The organism is Devosia geojensis, assembly GCF_000969415.1.
Taxonomy (GTDB): domain Bacteria; phylum Pseudomonadota; class Alphaproteobacteria; order Rhizobiales; family Devosiaceae; genus Devosia; species Devosia geojensis.
In genome coordinates this window covers 46,640-70,878 of the sequence record NZ_JZEX01000039.1, presented here as the reverse complement: position 1 = coordinate 70,878, position 24,239 = coordinate 46,640, and the positions used below count along the sequence as shown (strand labels likewise).

Here is a 24,239-nt window from a genome sequence, read left to right as displayed (position 1 = left end):
TCCTGAACGATGAACCTCGCCACACATAATGCAATTGCAAATCATTCGCAATAAGCCATTGAGAGTTTGATGGAAAATGAGGGGCGCCGGGCGGCGCCCTCGCGAACTCGGCGGAAGCTATTCCGGCGTCTCGTTCTTGTAGATGACGCCGTCCTTCATGATGATCAGGAAATTGGAGGGATCCGCCACCAGTTCGAGATTTTCGAGCGGATTGCCATCGACCAGCAGAAGATCGGCCAGGGCGCCTTGCTCGACGACACCTAGTTTCCCCGGATAGGGATTGCGCGCGCCCGATAGCGCCAGGAGCTCGGCATTGGTCGAGGTCGCCATGGTGAGCGCTTCGGCCGGCGTGTACCACCGGATGAGCGAGGCAAGGATCGCTCCCTGCTGTTGCGCGAGCGCCTGTGAGAACAGGACGTCGGTGCCCCATGCCGTCTTGATGTTGTGTCTCTTGGCCAGCTGGTAAGCGTTGTCGATCCCGGGGAAGACCTTGTCGGCGCCCTCGCGTTGCACCGATCCCTCGGGAAAGCCGAGGCGCATCGCTTCCGGCAGGGGTTGCATGCTCAGCCAGATATCCCGGTCAGCGATGTATTGTGCCGTGGCTTCATCCATGAGGAACCCGTGTTCGATCACCTTGACGCCAGCATCGATCGATCTTCTGATCGCCTGGGGGGTAAAGGCATGGGCGGTGACGTAGGTGCCCCAATTGTCCGCCGCCTCTACTGCGGCGCGCAGTTCCTCCAGGGTAAAGGTGGACACGTCGACCGGACTGAAAGGGGAGGAGACCCCGCCGCCGGCCGTCAGCTTGATCTGCGAAGCGCCCTGCATGAGCTGTTCGCGCGCGCGCATCCGGACTTCGTCGGGGCTGTCGGCCACCATGGCGCCACCGACCTGCTCCATGCGGGCCATATGGCCGCCGATGGTCCGGGGAAGCTCGGACAACTGCCTGAAATCACCGTGGCCGCTGGTAATGGTGATCATTGCGCCTGAGGGATAGATGCGTGGTCCCGCGACAATCCCCTCATCGATGGCTTGTTTCAGGCCAAAGGCCGGTCCCCCCACGTCCCGCACCGTCGTAAAACCGCGCATAAGCGTGTCGGTCGCCTCGTCGGCAGCCGTGATATTGTTGTAGCCCACATCGCCATAGATCGTCTGCGCCGGGGTGTTGCGGATCAACATCGCGTGCCAGTGGGCATCGATCAGCCCGGGCATCAGCACACGGCCGTCGCCCTCGACAATGGTGACGTCGCTGTCGTTAGTTTCGATCGGCTGGTCGGAGATCGTCGCGATGATGTTGCCGTCGACGAGCACGTTTGATGGCTCGGAGAGTTCCTCGTTCTGGCCATCGAAGATGCGGACGTTCCGGAAGAGGGTGGCACCGTCGCCCGTCGGGGGCAGCGTGGCGTCGCCGGCCCCCGCGGCATCGGTCGACGCGATATCGAGACTGCACACCTCGATCACCGTCGGCTCGGGCGCGGTATGATCCATGATCATTTCGCTGAGCCGCCCGCGGCTGCCGTCACTCGACCACTCGAGGCCGTGGTCGGGCCGCAGACCGGTCTCGGTGGTAAAGCGCTCCGGTGACGCGGCGACCTGATGCAGGTCGAATGTCCTGTCCTCGTATTCGAGCCGCACGGTCGATCCGTCGGCCTCGTGCACGATCACGCTGTTGCCGCTGTCGCACCGATAGGTCTGGGCATATGCCCCGACCGACGCGGCAGCAGTCAGGCCTGCCGCAATGGCAAGGCTCGCAAGGCGTGGATAAGCCGTACGCAAATGCCGATGAACAACCATGGTTTCCTCCTGGCGCCGGGGCACTGTTCCGCCGGCGCTGCGGCGCGCTCGCCCTCGCATTCACCATAGCGGCCAAGCGGCCGAAATTTATTCGCAGGGAATCCAAACATCCTGCTCAGCGTCTCAATTGTTCCTCGCTTCACGGGATGAGCATGACTGGGATTTTCTCGCGGAAGGACGTTGGCTCCGGTCCCTCATGCTCCGCTTCAATTTGGGATGCAGCGACCGCAGTTTGGATTTTCTGCCAATCTCGTCATTGAGAAGAAGAGCTATAGTGCGATTTCCAACTAACTTCCTGGCGGTCATCATGTCATCGGTAAGGTGATCGCAGGGATGTGTGGGGAAAGTCGAAATGATGTCGAATTTTTGGGACTTTCTTTGGCTGCTTGTCAGCGCCTTTCTTCTGATCTCGTACTTGATGGTCCTGTTCCAGATCATCGCCGACCTGTTCCGTGACACGCAGCTTGGCGGGTTTGGCAAGGCGCTGTGGATCATTGCTTTGCTCGTTCTGCCGCTGCTGACTGCCCTGGTATACGTGATCGTGCGCGGCGGCGGCATGACGCGGCGGTACAACGAAAGCATCAGCCGGGCGCGTGCCGAAACCGACGAGTACATCCGGGAAACTGCGGGCAGATCCCCGGCGGCCGAGATTGCGCAAGCCGATGCACTGCTGAAATCCGGCACGATCACCGAAGCCGAGTTCCGTCAGCTGAAAGCCAAGGCATTGGCCTGATCTCGCGCTGACGGCCATGGTGCTAAGCTAGCGGATGGCGTCGCTCGTCGTCATCTCGAAGAGGATCGGATAGACGAAGTCGATGTCGGCCTCTTCCTGCCGCGGATCGATCACGTCATGGGGCAGGCGATGGGAGAGAGGCAGGATGGTCAGCAATACCTGCCGGTCGTGGTCACGCCAGGCGGCAATGACCTCGCCCGTAAGCCGGTTGCTTACCGCAACGTCTGCTTCGTTGAGCAGCACGCCGATGGCGGGAGCCAGGGGTGGCACCCGGTGAGCCGCGACTTCGACGGCTTGGCCGAGACGCATGACCTGCCCCAGTGCATGGGTTGCAAAGCGGGGATAGGCGTAGTCCATCTCTGGATTGGGCTCGGTCTCCAGCGGATTCCACCAGACCATCATGTTCGGTGCGACAAGCAGCAGGTTCGCGGCGGCGCGCGCGGCCCAGGCCGGCACGACATACGGCCCGAAGAACGGCGCCACCGACAGCGAGACATCGGCTTTGGCGCTGTTCTGTGCCAGCCAGGACGACATAACGCCGCCCGCGGAAAGACCGATCACCACCACGTCATCGCCGAGACCTCGAGCCAGCCCGGTCGACTCCTCGGTGACCTCGACGAGGTCTTCCGCCGTCAGGTCCGCCAAGGCGAGGGTCAGCGGATCGGCCTCGCCGTGTCCGGGAAGACGCGGAATATAAACGTTGTAGCCCATGGCAAAGAATCTGGCGGCCAGCTCGTCGGCCTGGGCAGGACAGTTCGTCAGCCCGTGGAAGAAGACCACGACCCGCTCCACCTTGCCGCCATGGGTGAGAAGCTTGGACAGGCAGCGCGGGTGCAGCGGCATTTCCGTTTCCCGCGCGCGAACCGCATCGATTGCCGTGATCGCGTCGACATACGTGGTAATCTGTGGGGTTCGGGTGGGCACGTCCATCAGCTTGGCCATATCGAGAGGCATCAGGCTCAGCCACAGGAAGGCGCCGGCGAGTACCGCGACGCAGGTTGCGGCCAGCCAGCCGAGAGCGATCGAAATCCGCCGCGCGACGAGACCGAGCCCAGTTGTCCGCCGAGCCGAAGTGCCTGCTGATGGAGGATGTAAGCGCAGGAACACCCGGGTCATCACCGCGCCGACCGCTGCGAACAGCACTGTCGTCGCAAAGCCGGTCGTCAGCAGCGACAAGCCGCTGAGCATCAGGACGTGCAGGAATCGCTCGGGAAGGGAAGCCGCATCCGCGCTCGCCCGCCAATCGCGCTGGAAGAGTTCGGCGAACAGCAGCACCATCGGATAGGAGAAAAAGGCAATGAGAACCCCGGTGGAGGCGCCGCGGATCAGCGAAAAGCGCCGCCGGCGGATCATCAGAAGCCACCAGAAGAGGCATCCGGTGAGGAATACGCCAGAAAACAGCGTCAACCAGGTGACCTGTCCCTCGGTCTCGTCAAAGGCAAAGCTGATTTCGACGCCGGCGAGCGGCGCGGCGATCAGAGCGGTGAGGGCAAAGACGATGCCGGCGGTCACATTCCACCACAAATGGCGAACTCCTGCCTGTTTGCATCGTCAGGGAGCGTCGATACCCGGCGCTCCGGCCCGCGACCGCTGGCTCCAGACCCTGAAGAACAGGCTGAGCGCGAACACGATCATCAGCACGGCGACGAGTTGTGCCAGAACCGTCGCGCTGCTCAGGGGTAACAGGATCAGCGCCAGTCCGAAAAGCGCATAGGCGCCGCCGCTGACCAGCGCGGGCCAGACCTGGTTCATCGGCTTGCGTTGGGGCACCACGAGCTCGACCATTTCGATGATTCCGGCCGCAATGGCCTGCAGGCCCACGAAATAGAGAAGGAACTGCACCGAAAGGATCGGGATCAGCCATGGGCTGAGCAGCACTGCAAGACCCGCGAGGATAGCGAAGGCGCTTCGGATGGCGCCGACCCAGAAGCGCGTGTCGCGGGGCTGATCGAACCGGATCGTCGCCAGGTTCAACAGTCCATCCACAAGCAGTAGGCCACCGCCCACGAAAACAAGGAAACGCAGTGCCTCGGTGGGGTAGGCGAGCGTGAACGCGCCCGCGATCAAAAGGACGACGCCACGCAAGGCAGTCAGGGCGGACGCCAAACGGGTCGGCTCGGAAGTCTTTGCCATAGCCGGTTCTCCTGGGTCAGCAGGAACGAAGGACAAACCTCCGTTTCGCTCACCTTCCAGACAGCACCAATGCGAAAGGGCTTCGCCATTTTCTAGCACGGCAGGGGCAGGGCGCACACTAGCCTGGTTTCCGATACTTTTGCGCTGCGTCCCAGCACGGGCAATGAATGGCGGGGAACTTCCCGGGATGACCTTGGGTCTCCGGGCCGGGCGCTCCTCGCTAGCGGGCCGCTACTCGAGAGGAGTGTGGCAAATCGTCGGCGAGTTGTGAGCCCCGTTGTCGAAATTTACATTTCGAGGTTTTCCTGTGGCTTGCACTCCGGAAACGAATATAGTTTTGACTCGATAATTTCATCAATTGCGACAAGTTGCAGAACTTGGGAAATAACTTGACTGGGAACCGCGGTTCATCGCACAAATGATCTCGTTGGGGGTGGCCTGTTCTCGAGGAAAACATGTCACCAGGGGCAGTTGCATCCGGCCGGGAGAATATGTCGGCAGCGCGCTGGCCGACCATGGGCGCGGACGCCAATATCGGCACACGGGTTCACAGTTTCGATTTTTCGACCGATGGGCTCCCGCGCAAGGACCAGTTCGCGGCCTGGCGCGCGAGCTGGGCCGCGGCTTTCGATCTGACCGAACTCGAAAGCGGGCCGAAGACGTTTTCGGGCCGCCAGAAAGTCTGGGACCTGGGCGGGCTCGCCTTTTCACGCGTTCATACCGACGAGCTCGCCTTCGCAGGCCTTGCCGGACATGTCCGGCGCGAGCCGCTCGACCACTGGCTTCTGACACTGTTCGTCAACGGTCGCTCGACCACGCTCGCCGACAACGACCGGCTCGATGGTCGCACCGGCGCAGTTCAGTTGCACCCGCTCGGACGCGTTTTTGAGGGGACGGTCAGCCAAAGCGACATCCTGATGCTGTTCGTGCCGCGGGACCTGTGTCGTGAGATGACCCATGTCCTCGATGCGGCGGCCTTTTCGCGCCTCGAAGGGGCAATGGGCCGGATCTTCGCCGATTACATGGTCAGCCTCGCCCGCAGGCTTCCCCGGCTCGAAGCGTCGGATGCCTCCCAGGTCGTCGCGACGACACGCGCAATGCTGCTGGCGTGCGTCGCGCCTTCGCCCGACCGGCTGGAAGAGGCCGGCAACATGATCGCAAACGTCCTCCTCGAGCGGGCGCGCCGCTACATCCAGGCCAACCTGCATGATCCGGAGCTTGGCGCGCGCGGGCTGCTGCGCGAGCTCGGCGTCTCCCGCTCCAGGCTTTATCGCCTGTTCGAACCCTCCGGCGGCGTGATGCACTACATCCAGCGCCGACGACTGCTTGCCGCACATTCCATGCTCGCCGACGCGAACAATCGCCGGCGCATCTTCGAGATCGCCGAGAGTTGCTGCTTTGCTGACGGCGCCGATTTCAGCCGCGCGTTCCGGCGCGAATTCGGCTGCAGCCCATCGGACGTGCGCGCCGGCACGGCGCATGTCGTTCCGGATTGGAAGCACGGCGAGTTCGACGAGGAGGGCGCCCCCGCGCAACGCCTCAACACCCTGCTGCGCCGCCTCCAGGGTTGAAAAGCCCACTTGCCGCTCGCGACTTCAGGCGATGTCGCCAAATTGGGACGTAAGGCATTGTGGCGAGATTCCCTGCCGATCACTCGTGAGACTTAACAAGACTATAGTCCCTTTCCAGGAACGCTAACTCGTTGACGGCAATCGTTCCTTTGGACCGGCAAGTTCTGGAGGTGCGGCATGGCTGCGAGTACCACGCAAAAGCTCTCGCTCTTTGCCTTGACCGCCATGGTCGTGGGCTCGATGGTCGGCTCGGGTATCTTTTCCCTGCCGCGCACGTTTGCCGGCGCCACGGGTCCGTTCGGGGCCCTGATTGCCTGGGTCATCGCCGCCGGCGGCATGTATACCCTTGCCCGGGTGTTCCAGTTCCTGGCCGAGCGCAAGCCTGACCTCGATGCCGGTGTCTATGCTTATGCCAAGGAGGGTTTCGGAGACTATCCCGGCTTTCTCTCGGCCTTCGGCTACTGGATCGGCTCGTGCATCGGCAACGTGTCGTACTGGGTGCTGATCAAGTCGACGCTGGGCGCTTTCTTTCCGGTCTTCGGCGACGGCAACACTGTCGTTGCCATCGTCGTTGCTTCCATCGGCATCTGGACGTTCCACTTCGTGATCCTGCGCGGCATCCAGCAGGCCGCCTTCATCAACATGGTGGTCACGATCGCCAAGATCGTGCCGATCCTGGCCTTCATCCTGCTCCTCGTCTTCGCCTTCAACTTCGATCTCTTCAACGCCAACTTCTGGGGCGGCGAGGGCATGTCGGAGATGAGCCTCTTCGACCAAGTCCGCGCGACCATGCTGGTCACGGTTTTCGTCTTCCTCGGCATCGAAGGGGCAAGCGTCTATTCGCGCTATGCCACGGAGCGCAGACATGTCGGCACTGCCACTATTCTGGGGTTCGTGGGGGTCACGGCCCTCATGGTATTGGTATCGCTCCTGCCTTATGCCGTGCTTCCCCAGGCCGAGATCGCCGGCATGCGCCAGCCCTCGATGGCCGCGGTTCTCGAAGCGGTGGTAGGCCCCTGGGGCGGCCTGTTCGTCAGCATCGGTTTGCTGATCTCCGTGCTCGGCGCTTATCTTGCCTGGTCGCTGATCTGCGCCGAGGTGCTCTCGATCGCCGCCAAGACCAACGACATGCCGCGGGTCTTCGGCCGGGAGAACGCGAACAAGGTGCCCTCGGCGGCGCTCTGGCTCACCAACATCGTCGTCCAGCTCTTCATTATCAGCACCTACTGGTCGCAGGACGCGTTCACGCTGATGCTCAATCTGACCAGCGTGATGTCGCTCATCCCGTTCCTGCTGGTGGCCGCCTACGGCGTCCTGTTGGTGCAGCGCCGGGAAACCTACGAGCTGCGCCCGCAGGAACGCACGCGCGACTTCGTCTTTGCCACGATCGCGGTGATCTACACCCTCTGGCTGAACTTTGCCGCCGGCCTCGAATACCTGATGCTTTCGGCGATCCTCTACGGTCCGGGGACCGTGCTCTACTTCTGGACCCGTCGCGAGCAGAGCAAGCAGGGCTGGTTCGATCGACCGGCCGATTGGGTGATCTTCATCCTCGTCGTCGCGGGCTGCATCGCCGGCATATGGAGCCTCGCGGCAGGCTACATCACCCTTTGAAAAACGAGGCTCTCGACATGGCAAACTCGGCTTCATCTTCATTCGGCGTCCACTCGGAAGTCGGCCAGTTGCGCAAGGTGATGGTCTGCGCCCCGGGCCGCGCCCACCAGCGGTTGACGCCGAGCAATTGCGATGCCCTGCTTTTCGACGACGTTCTCTGGGTCGAAAACGCCAAGCGCGACCACTTCGATTTCATGACCAAGCTGCGCGATCGCGGCGTCGATGTGGTCGAGATGCACAGCCTTCTGACGCAAACGGTGGCATTGCCGGAAGCCAAAGAATGGATCCTCGACAACCAGGTCGTGCCCAACCAGGTCGGCCTCGGCCTCGTCGACGAGATCCGCAGCTACCTCGAAGGGCTCTCCGATCGCGAGCTCGCCGAAACCCTTATCGGGGGGCTTTCGACCGTCGAGTTCCCGGACCATGTCGGCGGGGAGATGCTGACGCTGATCCGGGATGCGGCGGGGGTGACCGAATACCTGCTGCCGCCCCTGCCCAACACCCTCTATACCCGCGACACCACCTGCTGGATCTATGGCGGAGTAACGCTCAATCCGCTGTTCTGGCCGGCGCGGCACGAGGAGACGATCCTGACGACCGCCATCTACAAGTTCCATCCCGATTTCGCCGGTAAGGTGAACGTCTGGTGGGGCGACCCGACGCAGGATTGGGGCCTTGCAACGCTCGAGGGTGGCGACGTCATGCCCATCGGCAAGGGCAACGTGCTGATCGGCATGAGCGAGCGCACCTCGCGCCAGGCCATCAGCCAGCTTGCCGCGGCACTCTTCGAGAGGGGGGCTGCTGAGCGCGTCATCATCGCCGCGATGCCCAAGCTGCGCGCAGCCATGCACCTCGACACCGTCTTCACCTTCGCCGATCGCGATTGCGTCCTGACCTATCCGGATATCGTCGATTCCATCCACGCCTATTCCTATCGGCCGGGCAGCAAGCCGGGTACGCTCGACCTGCGCAAGGACGAAGGCTCCTTCGTCGACACCGTCAGGGATGCGCTGGGGCTCAGAGAGATGCGTGTCGTCGAAACCGGCGGCAACGACTACATGCGCGAGCGCACCCAATGGGACAGCGGGGCCAATCTCGTCTGCGCCTCGCCCGGCGTCGTTTTCGCCTATGACCGCAACGTCTACACCAACACGCTGCTGCGCAAGGCCGGTATAGAGGTCGTCACCATCGCGGGCGCCGAGCTCGGACGCGGGCGCGGCGGCGGGCACTGCATGACCTGTCCCATCATCCGCGATGCGGTGGACTATTAGGATATCGGCGGCTGAGCTCCGTCCAACGACGCCTTTATCGGCAAGGGTCGCCTCCGCACGCCCAGGACAACAGCATGAGCGACCAATCCCCACCTCCCCGTCCGGTTCGCGAGCCCACCTATCTTGACGCGTTCGTGCCGCTGGTTACCCTTGCGGTGCTGATCGCCGGTTCGGTGATGCTCTTCGGCCTCGATGCCATATCCGGACCGCTGCAGGTGGCCATCTTCCTCACGGCGATGGCCACCGCGCTCATCCTATTGAAGAACGGCCATGCCTGGCAGGAGATCGCCGAGGCCGGTCGCAGGGGCGTCTCGTCGGTGGTCGGCGCCATCTTCATCCTCTTTGCCGTGGGAGCGCTCATCGGCACCTGGAACATGTCCGGCACCATCCCGACGATGGTCTACTATGGCCTGGAGTTCATCTCGCCGGGCTGGTTCTATCTTGCGACCGTGCTCATCTGCGGCGGAATCGCGCTTGGCATCGGCAGCTCGTGGACAACGGCGGGTACGATCGGCGTCGGGCTCGTCGGCCTTGCCGGATTGCTCGGCATTTCGCCCGCGATCACCGCGGGTGCGGTCATTTCCGGTGCCTATCTCGGCGACAAGCTCTCCCCGCTCTCCGAAACCAGCATCCTTGCTGCCCAGATCACCGGCAACGACATCTTCGTCCACCTGCGCGCGCAAGCCTGGTCCTCGGTACCGGCCTTTATCATCGCGCTGGCGGTCTTCGCCGCGCTCGGCGCGACGCAAGGCAGCGGCTACAGCGAGATGGTGATCCAGTCGGAACTGGCGTCTCTCGACACGCTGTTCTGGATCACGCCCCTCAACCTCTTGCCATTGGCGCTGCTCGTGGCCCTATCGGTACTAAAGGTTCCGCCGTCGCTCGCCATCATCGCCGCCGCGCTGATGGCCGGCATCATGGCGGCCCTTGTGCAACCGGAGGCCGTTCTGCGCTTCGTCGCGGATCCCGACCTCGGGGCGCCGGCCGTCTTCATCAAGGGCATCTGGATGGCGCTCGCCAACGGGTACCAGGCCAATTCCGGCATTCCGGTCGTCGACGCCCTGCTCTCACGCGGCGGCATGGACAGCATGCTATTGACCATCTGGCTGATCATCGGCGCGCTGGTCCTCGGCACGCTGCTCGATGAATTCGGGCTTCTCTCCAAGCTCATCACTCCCGTTCTGACGCAAGCGAAAAGCACCGGGCAATTGACCGGCACCGTCATCGGGACGGCGTTCGGCCTCAACGTCGTTTCCGGCGACCAGTATGTGGCCCTGGTGTTGCCCGCGCGGATATTTCGTGCCGAGTTCGAAAAGCGCGGCCTCGCCACCACCAACCTCTCGCGCGCGGTTGCGGATGGAGGTACCGTCACGTCGCCGCTCGTGCCGTGGAACTCGTGCGGCGCCTACATGGCCGCTGTGCTCGGCGTACCGACGATGCTCTACGCGCCGTTCTGCATCTTCAACATCGCCAGTCCGCTGCTCACGCTCGGCTACGGCTTCACCGGATTCAAAATGGAAAAGCGCGCCGCGCCTCCATCCCCTCGTTCCAATATACCTGTCGGGTTGAACGGCCCCTGATGGGGCGTGTGGGATGATGGAAGGCGATGACGTCCCCGCAAGAGCTGCGCTGCCGGATGATCGGCAGGAAGCCCCGCTCGAGACGATCCTCTCCGACGTGCTGGAGCGCATGCGCCTCATCTCGCAGGGTCCGGATCCGCGGCTCACCTGCTACAAGGTCATCGATATCGTCGGCCCGCGATCGCATATCCTGGCGATCCTCATCTTCTCGGTGCTGAACCTCCTGCCGGGTCCGCCCGGATACAGCGTTGTCATCGGGCTGGCGATAATGGCCTTCTCGATCATGCTGTTCCTGCGGATGCCAATCCGGCTCTGGACGTTCGTGGGTGAGCGGCGCCTGCCCCTGCGGCTGCTGCTGAAGCTGCTGGAATTCTTTTCAGGCTTTACCCGGGTGGTCTCGAAATTCTCGAAACCGCGCGCGACCTCCCTCACCTCGCAGCGGATCCTCCCGGCGATCGCGCTGTTGGGTTTCGTGCTGGGCGTGGCGATGCTCGTGCCGATCCCGTTCACCAACACCTTACCGTCGCTTGGTCTCGCGATCGTGTGTGTCGGCATTCTCAATCGGGACGGGATCGCGGTGCTGATCGGCGGGATCGTCGGTCTCATCGGCCTCGTCGTCCTCGCCGTCACGCTCTGGGCCGTTTTCGCCGTCGGCGTCTTCCTCGGGGAGGCGATCCAGCACGAGATACCGGACACCGACTGATCGAGCGGAGAGCGCGGCGCCTCAACGCGGATGGACGACGAGGCGCTGCAGATATTGGTGCATCACCCAGCCCTGTGGTCCCTCATGCCGGACGAGGCAAAATTCGCCGCGGCAGCGCACGATCTCGACCTGCTCGCCGCGATGAAGGACATCGACGATGGGGAAGTTGGTGCCGTCGCCCTTGCGGACATTGACCATGGTCGTCGCGACAGCCAGATCGGCGCTCGGCCGCATCTCAACCTGGGCGTGAGCCACGCAAGCCATGCTCATCGCAAGCGCGACGACGAAACTTCTGATCAGGAGAGTCTTGGACATAATGATCACCCATCGCGAATCCCCGCAAGGACACCTCGGTCGGCAGCGCCCACCGGGTCGGGCACGCGGTCCTTGCAGGGATATGCGAGCATACCATTCCGGCGGGACTTGAAACGAGCTGGGAATCTCCAGTTCCCGCAGTTTGTCCCAATCTTCCGAGCCTGGAGCGCGCCTATGCCGCTGCCGCTGTCCGAACGGCTGAAAGCATGGACTGGGGCGTGTCGCCGGTGACGATCGCGCCGAGCAAGGGAGCCGCAACACCGCTCTCGCGCAGTTGGGCCAAGTCACCCGGCGTAAGAGCGAGCTGGCTTGGCACGATGACGGGTACGTCGGCAGCGGCAACGATGGCCCGGTATCGTTCGAGATCGGCAACGGTCATCGCCGTGCGATAGCGCTCGAACGGCATGATCGAAGCCTCGATGATGCAGTCGGGAACAGCGGCGATTTCGATGACGTCTTGCATGGTGCTGATCGAGGAAAGCGCCGGCATCGGCCGCAATCGCGACCGCAGCAGGTGCGGCTGCAAATGGTCGATATAGACGTTGAATCCTTCAAAGCCGAGTTCGGCCAAGGCCTCCATTTCCGCGCTGGTCGGCACCGTCTCCTGACCGGCCATGACCAGCAGTGGACAGCCGAGCTTTGCCAGTCGCTCGAAGAACGGGCGTTCCTCGGCGAAGCTGCCGAAAGTGGTTCCGGTGGCGCGGTGGAAGGCGTTGAGATGGGTCTTGAGCGCAAAGGCGCCGCCGTCGAGCGCGGCCTTGGCAAGGTCGAGATCATGGCGCGGAAGAGACACGATGACGGGAAAATCGCCACCGGTCAGCGCCCTGTAGAGCCTGGTTTCGGGATGCATCACTCGACCCGGTTGTCGGTCTCGGCGTCGAAGAGGTGGATGGCGTCGAGATCCGGACGGACACGTATGGTCTCACCGGGCTGCGCGGAAATCCTTTCGCGGAAGACGCCTGTAATGCTGTGTTCACCCAGCGTCATCGCGACCTGCGTTTCCGAGCCCGTCGGCTCGATGAGATTTACCGTTGCGGCCAGGCCATCGTCGGCAAGGATCAGGTGCTCGGGCCGGATGCCGTAGGTGGCCCGTCCGCTGGCGCCGAGCCCGGCCGGAAGCGGGAGGGTGACACCGCCGGCGGCGAACCCGCCCTGCGTAATCTCGCCGCTGATCATGTTCATGGCGGGCGACCCGATGAATCCGGCAACGAAGAGATTTGCCGGGCGATCATAGAGCTCGAGCGGCGCGCCGACCTGCTCGACCTTGCCCGCGTTCATCACGACGATGCGGTCGGCCATGGTCATGGCCTCGACCTGGTCGTGGGTGACGTAGACGGTGGTGACGCCGAGGCGCTGGTGGAGGCCCTTGATCTCGCCGCGCATGACGACGCGCAGCTTTGCATCGAGGTTGGAGAGCGGCTCGTCGAAGAGGAAGACCTGCGGGTTGCGCACGATCGCGCGGCCCATGGCGACGCGCTGGCGCTGGCCGCCGGAAAGCTGGCGCGGGTAGCGGTCGAGGAGGTACGCAAGGCCGAGGATATCGGCCGCCCACTTCACCCGCTCGGCGATCTCGGCCTTGCTCGCGCCGCGGTGCTCGAGCGAGAAGCCCATGTTGGTGGCGACGCTCATGTGCGGGTAGAGCGCGTAGTTCTGGAAGACCATGGCGATGTCGCGGTCCTTGGGCTCGAGGTCGTTGACGACCCGCCCGCCGATCTCGATGGCGCCGCCGGTGATCGTCTCGAGCCCGGCGATCATGCGCAGGAGCGTGGACTTGCCGCAGCCGGAAGGCCCGACGAGCACGACGAACTCGCCGTCGGCGATGTCGATGTCGACGCCATGGAGGACAGAGGCTTCGCCATAGGCCTTGCGCACGGACTTGAGGGAGAGGTTTGCCATGAGGTCAGCCTTTCAGCCCGGTATGGGCGAGCCCTTCGACGAACTGCTTCTGCGCCACGATGAAGACCAGGAGGACGGGAATGGCCGTCATGGTCGCGGCGGCGAGCTGGATGTTCCACATGGCTCCGCCATAGGCGTCGGTGAACTGGGTCAGCGCCTGCGGCAGGGTGAACATCTGCGTCGAGGAGAGGAACACGATGGGTTCGAGATAGAGGTTCCAGGAGTGGAGGAAGGTGAAGATCGCGACCGCGCCGAGCGCGGGCTTGGCGAGCGGCAGCGCGATGATCCAGAAGATCTTGAAGCGCCCGAGCCCGTCGACGCGCGCGGCTTCCTCCAGTTCGGTGGGGAGCGCGATGAAGAATTGGCGCATGACGAAGGTGGCAAAGACCGACGGCGCCCCGAAGATCGGCACCAGGATCAGCGGCCAGTGCGTGTTGATCATCCCCCAGCCGAGGAACATCTGGAACAAGGGCACGATGGTGACTTCGGAGGGGATGAGGAGGCCGAGCAGCACCACCATGAAGATGGCGTTGCTGAACGGGAACTTGATCCGCGCGAAGGCATAGCCGGCCATCGACGAGACGATCATGGTGCCGGCGGTGACGATGGCGGCGATATAGGCCGAGTTCCAGTACTGCCGGGCGAAAGGCTGCAGCTCGAAGACCTGCGCGTAGGTCGAGAAATCGAAGCGACGCGGCCAGAGGTCCGGGGGGAAGGCGAAGATGTCGCTGATGGGCTTGACCGACGAGGTGATCATCCACCAGGTCGGGAAGACGAAGGGGATGAGCAGCACGCACATCAGCCCGTAGAGGGCGACCTTTATGCGGGGGGAGAGATCAGTTTTCATAGAAGACGACCCGCTTGCGCAGCTGCCATTGGGCAAAGGTCAGCACCGCGACGATGACGAAGAGCAGGATCGAAAGGGTCGACCCGTAGCCGAAGAAGTGGAACTGGAAGGCCTGCTGGTAGAGGTAATAGACGAGCACCGTCGTCGACATGCCCGGGCCACCCTGGGTGAGGACGGCGATCTGCGCGAAGACCTGCAGCGAGCCGACGATGGTGATGATCGAGGTGAGGAGTATCGTCGGCGAGATCAGCGGCAGGGTGATGCGGCGGAACTGCTTGAACGCTCCCGCGCCGTCGACCCGGGCGGCCTCGTAGAGCTCCTTGGGCACGCCCTGGAGGGCAGCTAGGAAGAGGATCATGTTGAGGCCGACGTTCTTGAACACCTGGACGACGACGACCGAGATCATCGCGGTCGTCGGCGTGCGCAGCCAGTTCGGCCCCTCGATGCCGAAGGCCGAGAGCATGCCGTTGATGCCGCCATTGTTCTGGAGGAGGAAGCTCCAGACGATCGTCCAGGCGACGAGCGAGACGACGACGGGCGAAAAGAAGAGGGTGCGGAAGACGACGATGCCCTTGAGCTTCTGGTCGAGCAGCACGGCGAGCAGCAGCGCGAGGCTCAGGTTGAGGACGACGAGGCCGGCCGAGAAGATCGCCGAAGCGGTGAGGACCTGCGGGAGCGATGGGTCGGCCAGCAGCATCTGGTAGTTGGCGGCGCCGACATAATTGAAGCTGTTGGCGAGGACGTTCCACTCGTGCAGCGAGTACCAGAAGACGAGGCCCAGCGGGATCAGCACGAAGATGACGATGCCGATGAGCTGCGGGGCGATGAAGAGATAGCCCGCCGCCGCATCGCGCCGGGCGATGGTCCAGAAGGGGCGGGTTTCTTTTTCGGTGGCCAAACTCATCTATCGGTTCCTTCGTCTCCCTCCCCCTTGTGGGGAGGGATCAAGGGTGGGGGTGGCGACTTCATCGAAAGCCGCGGCATACCCCCACCCTGCTCGATCACGGACTTAGCTGGAGCTAAGTCCTATCTCGCTTCCCTCCCCACAAGGGGGAGGGTGAGTGCGGTGGGTGTGGCACGATTGTGCCATTGCACCGGGTTCCACCTCCCCCTTGATGGGGGAGGCCGGGAGGGGGTGGGGCAGTGTGCACGATGCCGACCCCCACCTCGATCAGCGCGCCAGCAGCGGGCCGACGCTGTCGCAGACGGACTGCAGCACGGCGGGCACGTCCGCGTCCGGCACCCACATGGCATCGAGACCCGAGCGGACCGTCTGCTGGATCTGGGCGAAGTTGGTGTGGCCGGGGAGCACCGTGCCGGTCGAGATGCCGGCGATGACGACAGTCTCGAGCTGCTCGGCCGAGAGCAGCGGGTTGGTGGCCGCGAGGGTGTCGGCATTGAGGAGGCTCGCCCGGGCCGGCGGGAAGAACTGCGCGAGCTTCTGGCTGTTCTCCGGGTTGGTCATGTAGGCGAGGAACTCGACAGCGACCTGCGTATTCGGGCGGTTGGCGAAGGCGCCGACGCCGGCCTGGCCGACGACGGCATAGGCGCCGATCGGGCCTTCCGGCAGCGGCACCAGATCCCAGTCGAACGGATCGTCCTTCGGCAGGAGCGAGGCGCGCGAGATCTGGGTGATGGTCATGGCGGCGTTGCCAGCGAAGAAATCGACGTTCTCACCGGGGCCGGGCATGGCGCCTTCGGCAAAGATCGCCTCATGGATGCGGGTCAGCGCCTCGACCATGGGCGCATCGGTGAAGGCGCAGGTCTTGCCGTCCTCGCTCCAGGGCGAGGCGCCCCAGCCGTTCCAGATCGAGGCGAGGTTCTGCCAGGTCTGGTAGTTGAAATCGCGAACGATGAGGCCGTCCGCCTGCCCGCCGTCGGCGACCGCCTTGGCGGTGGCGAAGGCGTTCTCCCAGGTCCACTCGCCGTTGGCGATGAGCTCGGCCGGAGCCGTCGCGCCGGCGGCGGTGACGAGGTCGTTGTTGACGAAGATGGCGAAGGGAGAGGTGGAGAACGGATAGGCGTAGAGCTGCCCGTCGCGGGTCCAGAGCGCCGTCGCCTGCTCGGTGACGTCTTCGAGGTCATAGCCCTCGGTCGCCGCGAAAGCGTCGGTCAGCGGAGCGAGGGCGCCGGAGTTGACGAAATCGGCGGCGGTGGTCTCGAGGATCCAGGCGAGATCCGGCGGGTTGCCGCCGGCGATCTGGGTGGTCAGCGTCGTCGTGTAGTTCTCGAACGGGATCGGCTCAAAGGTCACGGTGACGTTGGGGTGCGTCTCCTTGAAGCCCGCGGCGATCTCGTTGAACATCGCCAGGTGCGCTTCGTTGGCGCTCCAGATGGTCATGCGCAGGTTGACCGCATCCTGCGCCCACGTGACGCCGCTGGCGGCGAGGGGGACGAGTATGCCGGCTAGGGCCGCCGAGGCCTTGAGATAGGTGAGTTTCATGAGTTCCTCCTTTGATCTTAGTATCCACGCACGTCCGGCCAGCGGATCTCGATCCCCTCGCCGTAGAGACGGGCCTGGAAGTCGGTGAGACGGGCATCGTTTTCCTGCACCTGATGCGGTGTGAGCCCGTTGTTGAGGCAGTGGGCCGCCAGGAGCCCGGCGACTTCGCCGACGTTCCACTCGACCGGGTGCAGCCGGTAGCAGCCATTGGTGATGTGGGTGGTGCCGAGACTCTTGCCGGCCGGCAGCAGGTTCTTCATCCGCCGCGGCAGCAGGGCGCCGAGCGGGATCTCGAACGGGGCGGACTCGACGTCGACATAGTTGTCGCCGCCCGTCGAAGGGTGGAGGTCGATCCGGTACATGCCGATGCCGACGCTGTCGCGATAGCTCTTCGACAGCGCATTGCCATGGACCGACATCGAGACGTCCTGCTCGACGATGCGGGTGACGGGCAGGATGCGCCGGCTCTCGCGGATATAGGGCGCCATGGCGAGGCCGTGGCCGGTGCCGGTGACGTCGCCGCGCAGCCGCAGGCCTGGGAAGCCGACGCCGCCATCGGTACGCGGCGCCTCGGTCTGCAGCCAGTAGAAGACCGAATAGGAGAGCTCGGCGGCGGCCTTCAAATGCCGCGCCTTCTCCTCCTCGGAAACGTCGATGATGGTGCCGTCCATGTAGTCGATCATCGGCCAGTTCACGAGGCAGATGTCCGACGCATAGGCGCCGGGCATGAAGTTGCGGCGCGCAGCGATGCGGCGGAAGGTCCAGAGGTTCCCGTCGCCCGGATTGCGGCGCTGGTCGGCGTCGACCAGCAGCGGATCGTCGTCCGGATTGGGCGTGAACGAGCGCTCGACGATGTCGAGCGTGCGCGGGTGCGGCGCCCTCCAGCCGAGCAGGGGGCCACCCCAGAACTCGGGCTGGTAGGCGCGCCAGTAGTCGTAGTTAGCGGGCTTTTCGATGACGTGGCTGCCCTCGAGGTGGTCGATGGCAAAGCAGACCGAAACGGCCTGCACGTTGTCGGGCTGCGCCTCCGCCGGAGCGCTGGGCTCGCCGGTGTCGGACTGGGCTTCGAACCCCTTGGCGTATTCGGTGCCGGTCAGCGGCAAGAGGTCGCCGAGCTCGGTGGCGTCGATGACATAGGATGCCGAAACGGTGATGCGCTCGCCGCTGTCGCGGTGGACAAGGGTGATGGCGCGCACGGTATCGCCATCGACGTCGGCGGCGACGGGGCGGTAAGGCTGCAGGACGGTCAACTGCCCGCCGCCCCGCCAGGGCGCGAGCATGGCTTCGAGCACGGCAAGGCCGACGCGCGGCTCGGCGCAGAGGCGGCTCACCCACCCGGCGCCGGGATTGAGGTCGCCCCAGGCGCGGCTCTCGGCGGTCAGCGGATAGTGGTCCCGGTAATACTGGCGGATGCCGTTCCTGAGCTTCCTATAGGAGCGGGTGACGCCGAACTGCTCGACCCAGGAATGCTCGTCGGGCGGCACGGCCTGGCTCGTCAGCTGCCCGCCAATCCAGTCGTATTCCTCGCTCATGATGACGGTGCGCCCCGAGCGCAAGGCGCCGAGCGCCGCGGCGACGCCGCCGAGGCCGCCACCGACGATGAGGATGTCCGCGGAAAGTTCTTTGCTCATCTGGTCTTCTTGGATCCTGGAGTAATCGGGCCGAGGGTATCGCCCTCGAAGGGTTCGCACGGGAGCAGCACCTGCTCGATGGGCGCATCGCCTTCGACGCGCCGCACGAGCATTTCGGTGGCGGCGTACCCCATGGCCTCGCGCGGAATCGCGAAGGAGGTGAAGCGCCGGCCCGGTTCGTCGGCGCGGATGTGGTTGCCGAGGACGACGATGGAGAGATCGCCGGGTACCGAGATGCCGCGCTCGCGCGCCACCGCCTCGATGCGGATGGCATCGGCAAGCTCGGTGACGAAGACGCAGGTGGCTTTGGCCGCGAGGAGCATGTCGAGCGTTTCGGCGGGCGGGCTGGCGACGGCAAAGTGCGTGGCGACGAGCTCGGCGCCATCGAGCGCGCGGTTGAAGCCGAGCCAGCGGTCGATAGTGGATTCAGCGCCCTCCGAAAGGCCGACATAGCCGATGCGGCTGTGGCCCAGCGCCTTGGCGCGCGCAACGAGAGCGAAGGTCGCCGGCGCGTAGTCGCCGCCGACATAGGGCACGGGCCCGCCGGCATCGTCGCGGCGCCCGACCGCGACGAAGGGGAAGTCGCCCGAAACCAGCCGCGCCAGTTCATCGCGGTCGAACTGCCGGCCGAGGATGATGCAGCCGTCGGCGAGGCGCAGGCGCACGTTCTCGCCGAAGATCCTGCGGTTGCTGCCCGCGCCGGTGAGCAGCAGCAGGTCGTAGCCGAGGGCCTGCGCCGCCTCCTCGATGCCGAGGAGGAAGGGCGTGAAGAAGTCCGCCTGGGCCGAGGGGAAGGCCGGCTCGTAGGTGAAGACGCCGAGGATGCGGTTGAGCCCCTTGACCATGCGGCGCGCCACGGGATCGGCGACGTAGCCGGTGTCGCGGATCACCTTTTCCACGCGTTCGCGGGTTTCGGCCGGAATGCGCGACTGCGCGGCGGGCGCGCCGTTGAGGACGAGCGATACCGTCGCCTGGCTGACCCCAGCCAGTTGCGCGATATCCTTTTGCGTCAGTCGCTTAGCTGCGGCCATCGCCTCTCTCGTTGTTGCTAATACGTATTATCAGCTAATGCGTATTAGCCACGAGGCAAGCCTTGTGTCAAGCGGGCTGAAGAAGTCGCCACGGCGCTTCCGGGAAACTGAAGGGGTGCGTTGTGTCATTCAGGCTGAACGCTCGGTTAACTTTCCGCCAGTTTTTGGTGCCTAGAGTGCGACTCTGGGGGCTCCTTCACGGGAGCTTGAGACTTGACGTTCAAACTCATAGACATCGCGGTATCGGAGCGGCACGCCCATGCGCGTATCGAAGGGCGCGTGGTTGGCGTGGTGCGTGCGGTGCTCAGCGAAGTGCAGGAAGGCTACGCCCAGGAACACGACATCCATGTGAATGTGTGGGCCGAAGTTACGCCGGAAATGAGCGAGGACGATATCGACATGGCCCTGATGCTCAAGGCCAGCGACATCATCACCCGCGTCAAGGCGCGCCTCGATCCAGGCAAGCCCCCGCTGGCCGCCGAGTAGGCTCTCTAAGCCTTGACCGGCAGCGGCAGCCCCCGGTTGAGCGCAACCAGCATGTGCCGCACCTCGTTCTCGGCCGTCTTGCTCACCGCCTTGCGATTCGTTCCCTGGGTGAGGGGCATCGGCGCGCCGAAGGCGACCGTAACTTCCTTGGTGCCGCCGGTCAGGATTTCGCGGATGTTCTGCTTGACCGATTTCGACTTGATCCAGGCGATGAGCGACCGCTCGTTGCGCGAGACCGGCAGTCCCTGGAGCTTGGTATAGGCGACGGTCAGCGGCTGAATCAGCACGTCGCCGGCGCCGGCCTCTTCCATGGCATGCTGAGCCGCCCCGATCAGTGCCGACCGGAAGGGCAGCACATGCGTGCCGATGTCGGACTGACCCTCGGCAAAGAGCAGCACGGCGTTGCCCGCCGCCATGTGCGAGCCCATCTCACGGCTCGTGCGTCCGGCATCGCTCCGCTTGGTGCGGTCGACGTAGATGGTCTTCTGCAGGTTCGCCATGAACCCGACGAACGGCCATTGCCCGACCTCCCGCTTGGCTACGAACGTCACGTTCGCGACCGACCCGATGGCGATGATATCGGTCCATGAGATGTGGTTGGAAACCAGGAGTGTCGGACGGCCGGTCGCCGGCTGTCCGATGACGGTGACCTTCAGCCCTAGGAATATGCAGCCGACTCGATGAAAGGCGCGCGGCAGCACCTGCCAGAACGGCAGCCGCAGGGCGACGATCACGGCCTGCGACGGGATGACCACCAGCATGAACGGGATATAGATGAAAATGAAGAAAAGGCTGCGGAAGACCACCTGCTATCTCTCCTTGTCCGCCCCGCTCTTGGGCTCGATCGGCACTGCATAGAGTTCGAGCCGGTGATCGACAAGCCGGTAGCCGAGCTTGCGCGCGATCACCTCCTGGATGGCCTCGATCTCCTCATTGCGGAATTCGATGACCTTGCCGGAACGGATGTCGATGAGGTGGTCGTGGTGCTCGTCGGGGATGAGCTCGAAGCGGGCCCGCCCGTCCTTGAAGTCGTGCTTGGTGACGAGCCCGGCCTCCTCGAAGAGATTGACCGTGCGGTAGACCGTCGAGAGCGAAATGCGCGGATCGACCGTCGAGGCGCGCCGGTAGAGCTCCTCGACGTCGGGATGATCGGTGGCCGCCTCCAGCACCTGGGCGATCACGCGCCGCTGGTCGGTCATGCGCATGCCGCGCGCCGTGCAGGCTTCTTCCAGGGTGAGGTCCGGGTGGGTCTTGGTCACCTCGCGGCCCTCCATCATTGGTTCAATATGGTAGTCTTCACTCAGCGGGTTAGCCAAGATCGCGGCTCATGACAAGCGCAGTCGCCGCCGTGCCGTCGGCCCGCGCGTAATAGCCGCGCCGTTCGCCCACGCGCGAGAAACCCTCGCGCTTGTAGAGGCGCACGGCGGCCGCATTGTCCTCGTCCACCTCCAGGAACATGCGCGTTACCGGTGTATAGGAGAGATCGTCGAGCGCCGCGTGCATCAGGGCGTGTCCGATTCCCTTTCCCCGCCAGCGCGGCGTGACGGCGATTGTGAGCAGTTCCGCCTCGTCGGCGGCAAGCCGCAGCATGGCAAAGCCCGCGATGCGGTGGCCGGCATCGCACGCGACATAGGCCGGCGTGGTGCGCGGATCGGCGAGATAGGCGGCGAATTCCTCCCGCGGCCAGCCGCGGTAGAAGGCGGCCGCATGAAGTTTGGCCAGCGTCTCGGCGTCCGCGGCGGTTCCTGGTTCGATATGCAGCCCGTTGGGGGCGATCCAGAGCCTGTCCACTAGAGTCTCGCGATGCGCTTGGCGGTCTGCGGTTTGGCATCCGCATCGCGGATATAGGTCGCTTCGGGCGGAAACGCCACCGGGTCGGCTTGGGCGGCGAAACGTGTGACGAGCGCGATGTCGGGGTAGGGGGTCTCGATCACCGTTCGGCCTTCGGCAAGGGCCCGTGCCCTGGTCATGGGCAGGATCTGGGCCGGGGTCTCCGGCACGCCGGGCGCGGCAAAAGCCTGGAAATAAGCTTCCTCCCGCCGCGCATCGAGGAGGACGCAAAGCGGCTTTTCTGCCGTTCCGGAAAGCGAAACGGCAAGGAGCGAGGGGATGCCGATGGCGGGAACGCTGCGGGCAAGCGCGATGCCGCGTGCCGCGGAAAGCCCGATTCTGAGCCCCGTGAAGGAGCCGGGTCCCGTCGTTGCCGCAACCCGTTCGAGGTTTTCGTAGCCGAGCCCATTGCGCCTAAGAAGCGTGGCGATTCGCGCAAAGATCAGTTCGGCGTGGCCGGTGCCGATCTCGTCGATCGAAACATCGACCGTCCCGTCGGCCTTGAGCAGCGCCAGCTGCAGACGGGGCGCCGCAGTATCGATGGCAAGGGTGACGGGCGGGTGCTGCAAGGTCGTGACGCTCCTGTCCGGCTGGCTTACCCCCGAGCCAATCGCTCTGCAAGGGGCGGGTGCCCGCCTTGACGCTGGCACGACCGCCAGCGACCTTGCGGCCATGCGCGCTGATTCGCTTATCGGTTTTCCGCGATGACCTGGCTGGCCGAAACCGCCATGCTCGCTCATGGCTGGCGGCGGTTCCTGCTGCTCCTCGTCGCGGGCGCTATCGCCGGGCTCTCGGTGCCGCCGCTTTTCGTTCTGCCGGCGCTTTTCATCGCGATGCCGCTCTGGGTGTGGTGCCTCGACGGCGCCGAGAGGCGTAAAGGCCTCGCCCGCCTTTTCGGTCCCGCCTTCGTCATCGGGTTCGCCTTCGGCTGGGGCTATTTCACCGTCGCCTTCCACTGGCTAGGCGCCGCCTTCTTCGTCGATGGCGGGGTGATGCTCGTCCTCATGCCGTTCGCGATCCTCGTGCTTGCCGCGCTCATCGCATTCTTCTGGGGTCTCGCCTCGGCCTTTGCCCACATCTTCTGGTCGCACGGCCCCTGGCGCATCGTGACGCTGGCGACGTTCCTGACGATTGCGGAATGGGCGCGGGGTCACTTGCTGACCGGCTTCCCCTTCGATCTCCTGGGCTATGCCCTCACCCCCACTGCCGAGATGATGCAGCTCGCCTCGGTCATCGGCATCTATGGGCTGACTTTCCTCGCCGCGCTCCTGGGTTTGACGCCGGCGCTGATCTGGTCGGCGGACGGGCGGCCACTGACCCGCCGTCTCGCCCCTTTTTTCCTGGCGCTGGCCGTCATCGCCGCGCAACTGGGCTATGGCTACAACCGGCTCGAGGGCACGCCGGTCGTCGAGCGCGACGATTTGCGCCTGCGTCTCGTGCAGCCGCTCGTCTACGAGCATGCCGATTGGGGGAACGTGAACCCGGCCGCGATCATCGACCGGTTGATCACGCTCTCCGAAATGCGCATGGGGCCGAATGATCCCGGCATCGAGGCAGCGACCCATGTCGTCTGGCCGGAATCGGCGTTGCCCTTCTTCCTCAGCCAGTACCCGGAGGCCCTGGCGCGTATCGGCCGCATGCTGCCGGACGGCGTCACGCTCCTCACCGGCGCTTCGCGCGTGCCCTTCGAGGCTGCGCCCGGTACGCCACCGTTCAATGCCATCCTTGCCATCAACGACGCCGGCGAGATCGTTTCGAGCTACGACAAGGCGCACCTCGTGCCCTTCGGCGAGTTCCTGCCCTTCCAGGAGTTCTGGGCGCAGTTGGGCATCAAGCAGTTCGTGCCCGGCGCCGAAGGCTGGGCGGCGGGGGATCCGCGCCGCCGGCTGATGCAGGTGCCCGGCACGCCACCCTTCCTTGCTCTCATCTGCTACGAGATTCTCTTTTCCGGCGACCTCGGCGATACGCAGGAAACTCAGTTCCTCTTCAACATCACCAACGATGCCTGGTTCGATGGTTCGATCGGACCGGCCCAGCATGCCCATCATGCGCGCGTGCGCGCCGTCGAGGAAGGCATGAGCCTCGTGCGCGCCGCCAATTCCGGGGTGACCTTGGCCACCGATCCGCTGGGGCGCGTGACCGGTGCGCTTGCCCCCCGCGAGATGGCGGTGATGGAGGCCGTCGTCCATGAGCGGCTGGAGCCGACCCTTTTTGCCCGGTACCGCTACTGGCCGCTCTTGGTGATCCTTGTGCTAGGCCTCCTCGTTGCGGTCGCCAGCTCCCGCCGGCGCTCGCGGCAATGAGCATGGCTTTCCAAATCCTGCCTGCTGATCATATCAAGCTTTCTTTATATCCGGCTTG

23 protein-coding genes and 1 pseudogene are annotated in these 24,239 nt (G+C 64.4%); 8 read left to right on the top strand and 16 right to left on the bottom strand.

All coding sequences use genetic code 11. The features are described 5' to 3' along the window. Nucleotides 1-117: 117 nt before the first annotated feature. On the bottom strand, nucleotides 118-1,488 hold the full coding sequence (locus VE25_RS02555) for a metal-dependent hydrolase family protein (RefSeq protein ID WP_439328890.1): 1,371 nt from the start codon (nucleotides 1,486-1,488) through the stop codon (nucleotides 118-120). A gap of 18 nt (nucleotides 1,489-1,506) precedes the next feature. Next, nucleotides 1,507-1,794, bottom strand: a pseudogene (locus tag VE25_RS23265) (MliC family protein); the annotation flags it as partial. 352 nt (nucleotides 1,795-2,146) lie between these two features. Here VE25_RS23265 and VE25_RS02550 point away from each other — a divergent pair. Next, nucleotides 2,147-2,527 (top strand): SHOCT domain-containing protein, encoded by a 381-nt coding sequence (locus VE25_RS02550; RefSeq protein ID WP_046107014.1) that lies wholly within the window; start codon nucleotides 2,147-2,149, stop codon nucleotides 2,525-2,527. A 27-nt stretch (nucleotides 2,528-2,554) separates the two neighbouring features. Here the strand turns inward: VE25_RS02550 and VE25_RS21630 are convergent, their stop codons facing one another. Together VE25_RS21630 and VE25_RS02540 are read right to left on the bottom strand one after the other, a co-directional pair. After that, nucleotides 2,555-4,039 carry an alpha/beta hydrolase gene (locus VE25_RS21630; protein ID WP_152664483.1) on the bottom strand — a complete coding sequence of 495 codons (1,485 nt, stop codon included), beginning with the start codon at nucleotides 4,037-4,039 and terminating at the stop codon, nucleotides 2,555-2,557. A gap of 39 nt (nucleotides 4,040-4,078) precedes the next feature. Then, entirely contained in the window at nucleotides 4,079-4,660 is a 582-nt protein-coding gene (locus VE25_RS02540; protein ID WP_046107013.1) for a DUF308 domain-containing protein, read from the bottom strand. Nucleotides 4,661-5,151: 491 nt separating this feature from the next. Between VE25_RS02540 and VE25_RS02535 the strand changes: the two genes are divergently transcribed. From VE25_RS02535 to VE25_RS02515, 5 genes are all read left to right on the top strand, one after another. Further along, entirely contained in the window at nucleotides 5,152-6,231 is a 1,080-nt protein-coding gene (locus VE25_RS02535; RefSeq protein ID WP_244466846.1) for a helix-turn-helix domain-containing protein, read from the top strand. A gap of 177 nt (nucleotides 6,232-6,408) precedes the next feature. Beyond that, entirely contained in the window at nucleotides 6,409-7,845 is a 1,437-nt protein-coding gene (locus VE25_RS02530; RefSeq protein WP_046107011.1) for a basic amino acid/polyamine antiporter, read from the top strand. A gap of 17 nt (nucleotides 7,846-7,862) precedes the next feature. Next, nucleotides 7,863-9,116 (top strand): arginine deiminase, encoded by a 1,254-nt coding sequence (locus tag VE25_RS02525; protein ID WP_046107050.1) that lies wholly within the window; start codon nucleotides 7,863-7,865, stop codon nucleotides 9,114-9,116. 74 nt (nucleotides 9,117-9,190) lie between these two features. Then, nucleotides 9,191-10,696 (top strand): Na+/H+ antiporter NhaC family protein, encoded by a 1,506-nt coding sequence (locus VE25_RS02520; protein WP_046107010.1) that lies wholly within the window; start codon nucleotides 9,191-9,193, stop codon nucleotides 10,694-10,696. A gap of 13 nt (nucleotides 10,697-10,709) precedes the next feature. Next, nucleotides 10,710-11,399, top strand: a complete 690-nt coding sequence (locus VE25_RS02515) for an exopolysaccharide biosynthesis protein (RefSeq protein ID WP_046107009.1) — start codon at nucleotides 10,710-10,712, stop codon at nucleotides 11,397-11,399. A gap of 21 nt (nucleotides 11,400-11,420) precedes the next feature. On the opposite strand, the gene VE25_RS02510 is transcribed toward VE25_RS02515, so the two are convergent. The 8 genes from VE25_RS02510 to VE25_RS02475 all read right to left on the bottom strand — a co-directional run bounded on the left by VE25_RS02510 (nucleotide 11,421) and on the right by VE25_RS02475 (nucleotide 19,562). After that, nucleotides 11,421-11,714 carry an SH3 domain-containing protein gene (locus VE25_RS02510; RefSeq protein ID WP_046107008.1) on the bottom strand — a complete coding sequence of 98 codons (294 nt, stop codon included), beginning with the start codon at nucleotides 11,712-11,714 and terminating at the stop codon, nucleotides 11,421-11,423. A 172-nt stretch (nucleotides 11,715-11,886) separates the two neighbouring features. Beyond that, complete coding sequence (locus VE25_RS02505; RefSeq protein ID WP_046107007.1) at nucleotides 11,887-12,564, bottom strand: hypothetical protein; 678 nt, start codon at nucleotides 12,562-12,564, stop codon at nucleotides 11,887-11,889. Continuing rightward, nucleotides 12,564-13,610: an ABC transporter ATP-binding protein gene (locus tag VE25_RS02500; protein ID WP_046107006.1), complete on the bottom strand. Its 1,047-nt coding sequence runs from the start codon at nucleotides 13,608-13,610 to the stop codon at nucleotides 12,564-12,566. The genes VE25_RS02505 and VE25_RS02500 overlap by 1 nt, the downstream gene beginning before the upstream one ends. Before the next feature lie 4 nt (nucleotides 13,611-13,614). Next, entirely contained in the window at nucleotides 13,615-14,457 is an 843-nt protein-coding gene (locus VE25_RS02495; protein WP_046107005.1) for a carbohydrate ABC transporter permease, read from the bottom strand. Next, a complete protein-coding gene (locus tag VE25_RS02490; RefSeq protein ID WP_046107004.1) occupies nucleotides 14,447-15,361 on the bottom strand; it encodes a carbohydrate ABC transporter permease in 915 nt (304 codons plus the stop codon). The genes VE25_RS02495 and VE25_RS02490 overlap by 11 nt, the downstream gene beginning before the upstream one ends. A gap of 267 nt (nucleotides 15,362-15,628) precedes the next feature. After that, nucleotides 15,629-16,900, bottom strand: a complete 1,272-nt coding sequence (locus VE25_RS02485) for an ABC transporter substrate-binding protein (protein ID WP_046107003.1) — start codon at nucleotides 16,898-16,900, stop codon at nucleotides 15,629-15,631. Nucleotides 16,901-16,917: 17 nt separating this feature from the next. Continuing rightward, nucleotides 16,918-18,531 (bottom strand): FAD-dependent oxidoreductase, encoded by a 1,614-nt coding sequence (locus VE25_RS02480; RefSeq protein ID WP_046107002.1) that lies wholly within the window; start codon nucleotides 18,529-18,531, stop codon nucleotides 16,918-16,920. Next, nucleotides 18,528-19,562, bottom strand: a complete 1,035-nt coding sequence (locus VE25_RS02475) for a LacI family DNA-binding transcriptional regulator (RefSeq protein ID WP_046107001.1) — start codon at nucleotides 19,560-19,562, stop codon at nucleotides 18,528-18,530. Before VE25_RS02475 ends, VE25_RS02480 begins: the two co-directional genes overlap by 4 nt. 213 nt (nucleotides 19,563-19,775) lie before the next feature. Between VE25_RS02475 and VE25_RS02470 the strand changes: the two genes are divergently transcribed. Further along, a complete protein-coding gene (locus tag VE25_RS02470) occupies nucleotides 19,776-20,048 on the top strand; it encodes a hypothetical protein (protein ID WP_046107000.1) in 273 nt (90 codons plus the stop codon). A gap of 5 nt (nucleotides 20,049-20,053) precedes the next feature. Here VE25_RS02470 and VE25_RS02465 read toward each other — a convergent pair whose 3' ends face one another. From VE25_RS02465 to tsaB, 4 genes are all read right to left on the bottom strand, one after another. Continuing rightward, entirely contained in the window at nucleotides 20,054-20,854 is an 801-nt protein-coding gene (locus tag VE25_RS02465) for a lysophospholipid acyltransferase family protein (protein WP_052731676.1), read from the bottom strand. Between the two features lie 3 nt (nucleotides 20,855-20,857). Further along, nucleotides 20,858-21,253 carry a Fur family transcriptional regulator gene (locus tag VE25_RS02460; RefSeq protein WP_244466848.1) on the bottom strand — a complete coding sequence of 132 codons (396 nt, stop codon included), beginning with the start codon at nucleotides 21,251-21,253 and terminating at the stop codon, nucleotides 20,858-20,860. 103 nt (nucleotides 21,254-21,356) lie between these two features. Then, nucleotides 21,357-21,839 carry a ribosomal protein S18-alanine N-acetyltransferase gene (gene rimI, locus VE25_RS02455; RefSeq protein ID WP_046106998.1) on the bottom strand — a complete coding sequence of 161 codons (483 nt, stop codon included), beginning with the start codon at nucleotides 21,837-21,839 and terminating at the stop codon, nucleotides 21,357-21,359. Then, entirely contained in the window at nucleotides 21,839-22,447 is a 609-nt protein-coding gene (gene tsaB / locus VE25_RS02450; RefSeq protein WP_046106997.1) for a tRNA (adenosine(37)-N6)-threonylcarbamoyltransferase complex dimerization subunit type 1 TsaB, read from the bottom strand. Before tsaB ends, rimI begins: the two co-directional genes overlap by 1 nt. Before the next feature lie 135 nt (nucleotides 22,448-22,582). On the opposite strand from tsaB, the gene lnt reads away from it, so the two are divergent. Further along, nucleotides 22,583-24,181 carry an apolipoprotein N-acyltransferase gene (gene lnt, locus VE25_RS02445; RefSeq protein ID WP_046106996.1) on the top strand — a complete coding sequence of 533 codons (1,599 nt, stop codon included), beginning with the start codon at nucleotides 22,583-22,585 and terminating at the stop codon, nucleotides 24,179-24,181. Nucleotides 24,182-24,239 lie beyond the last annotated feature (58 nt).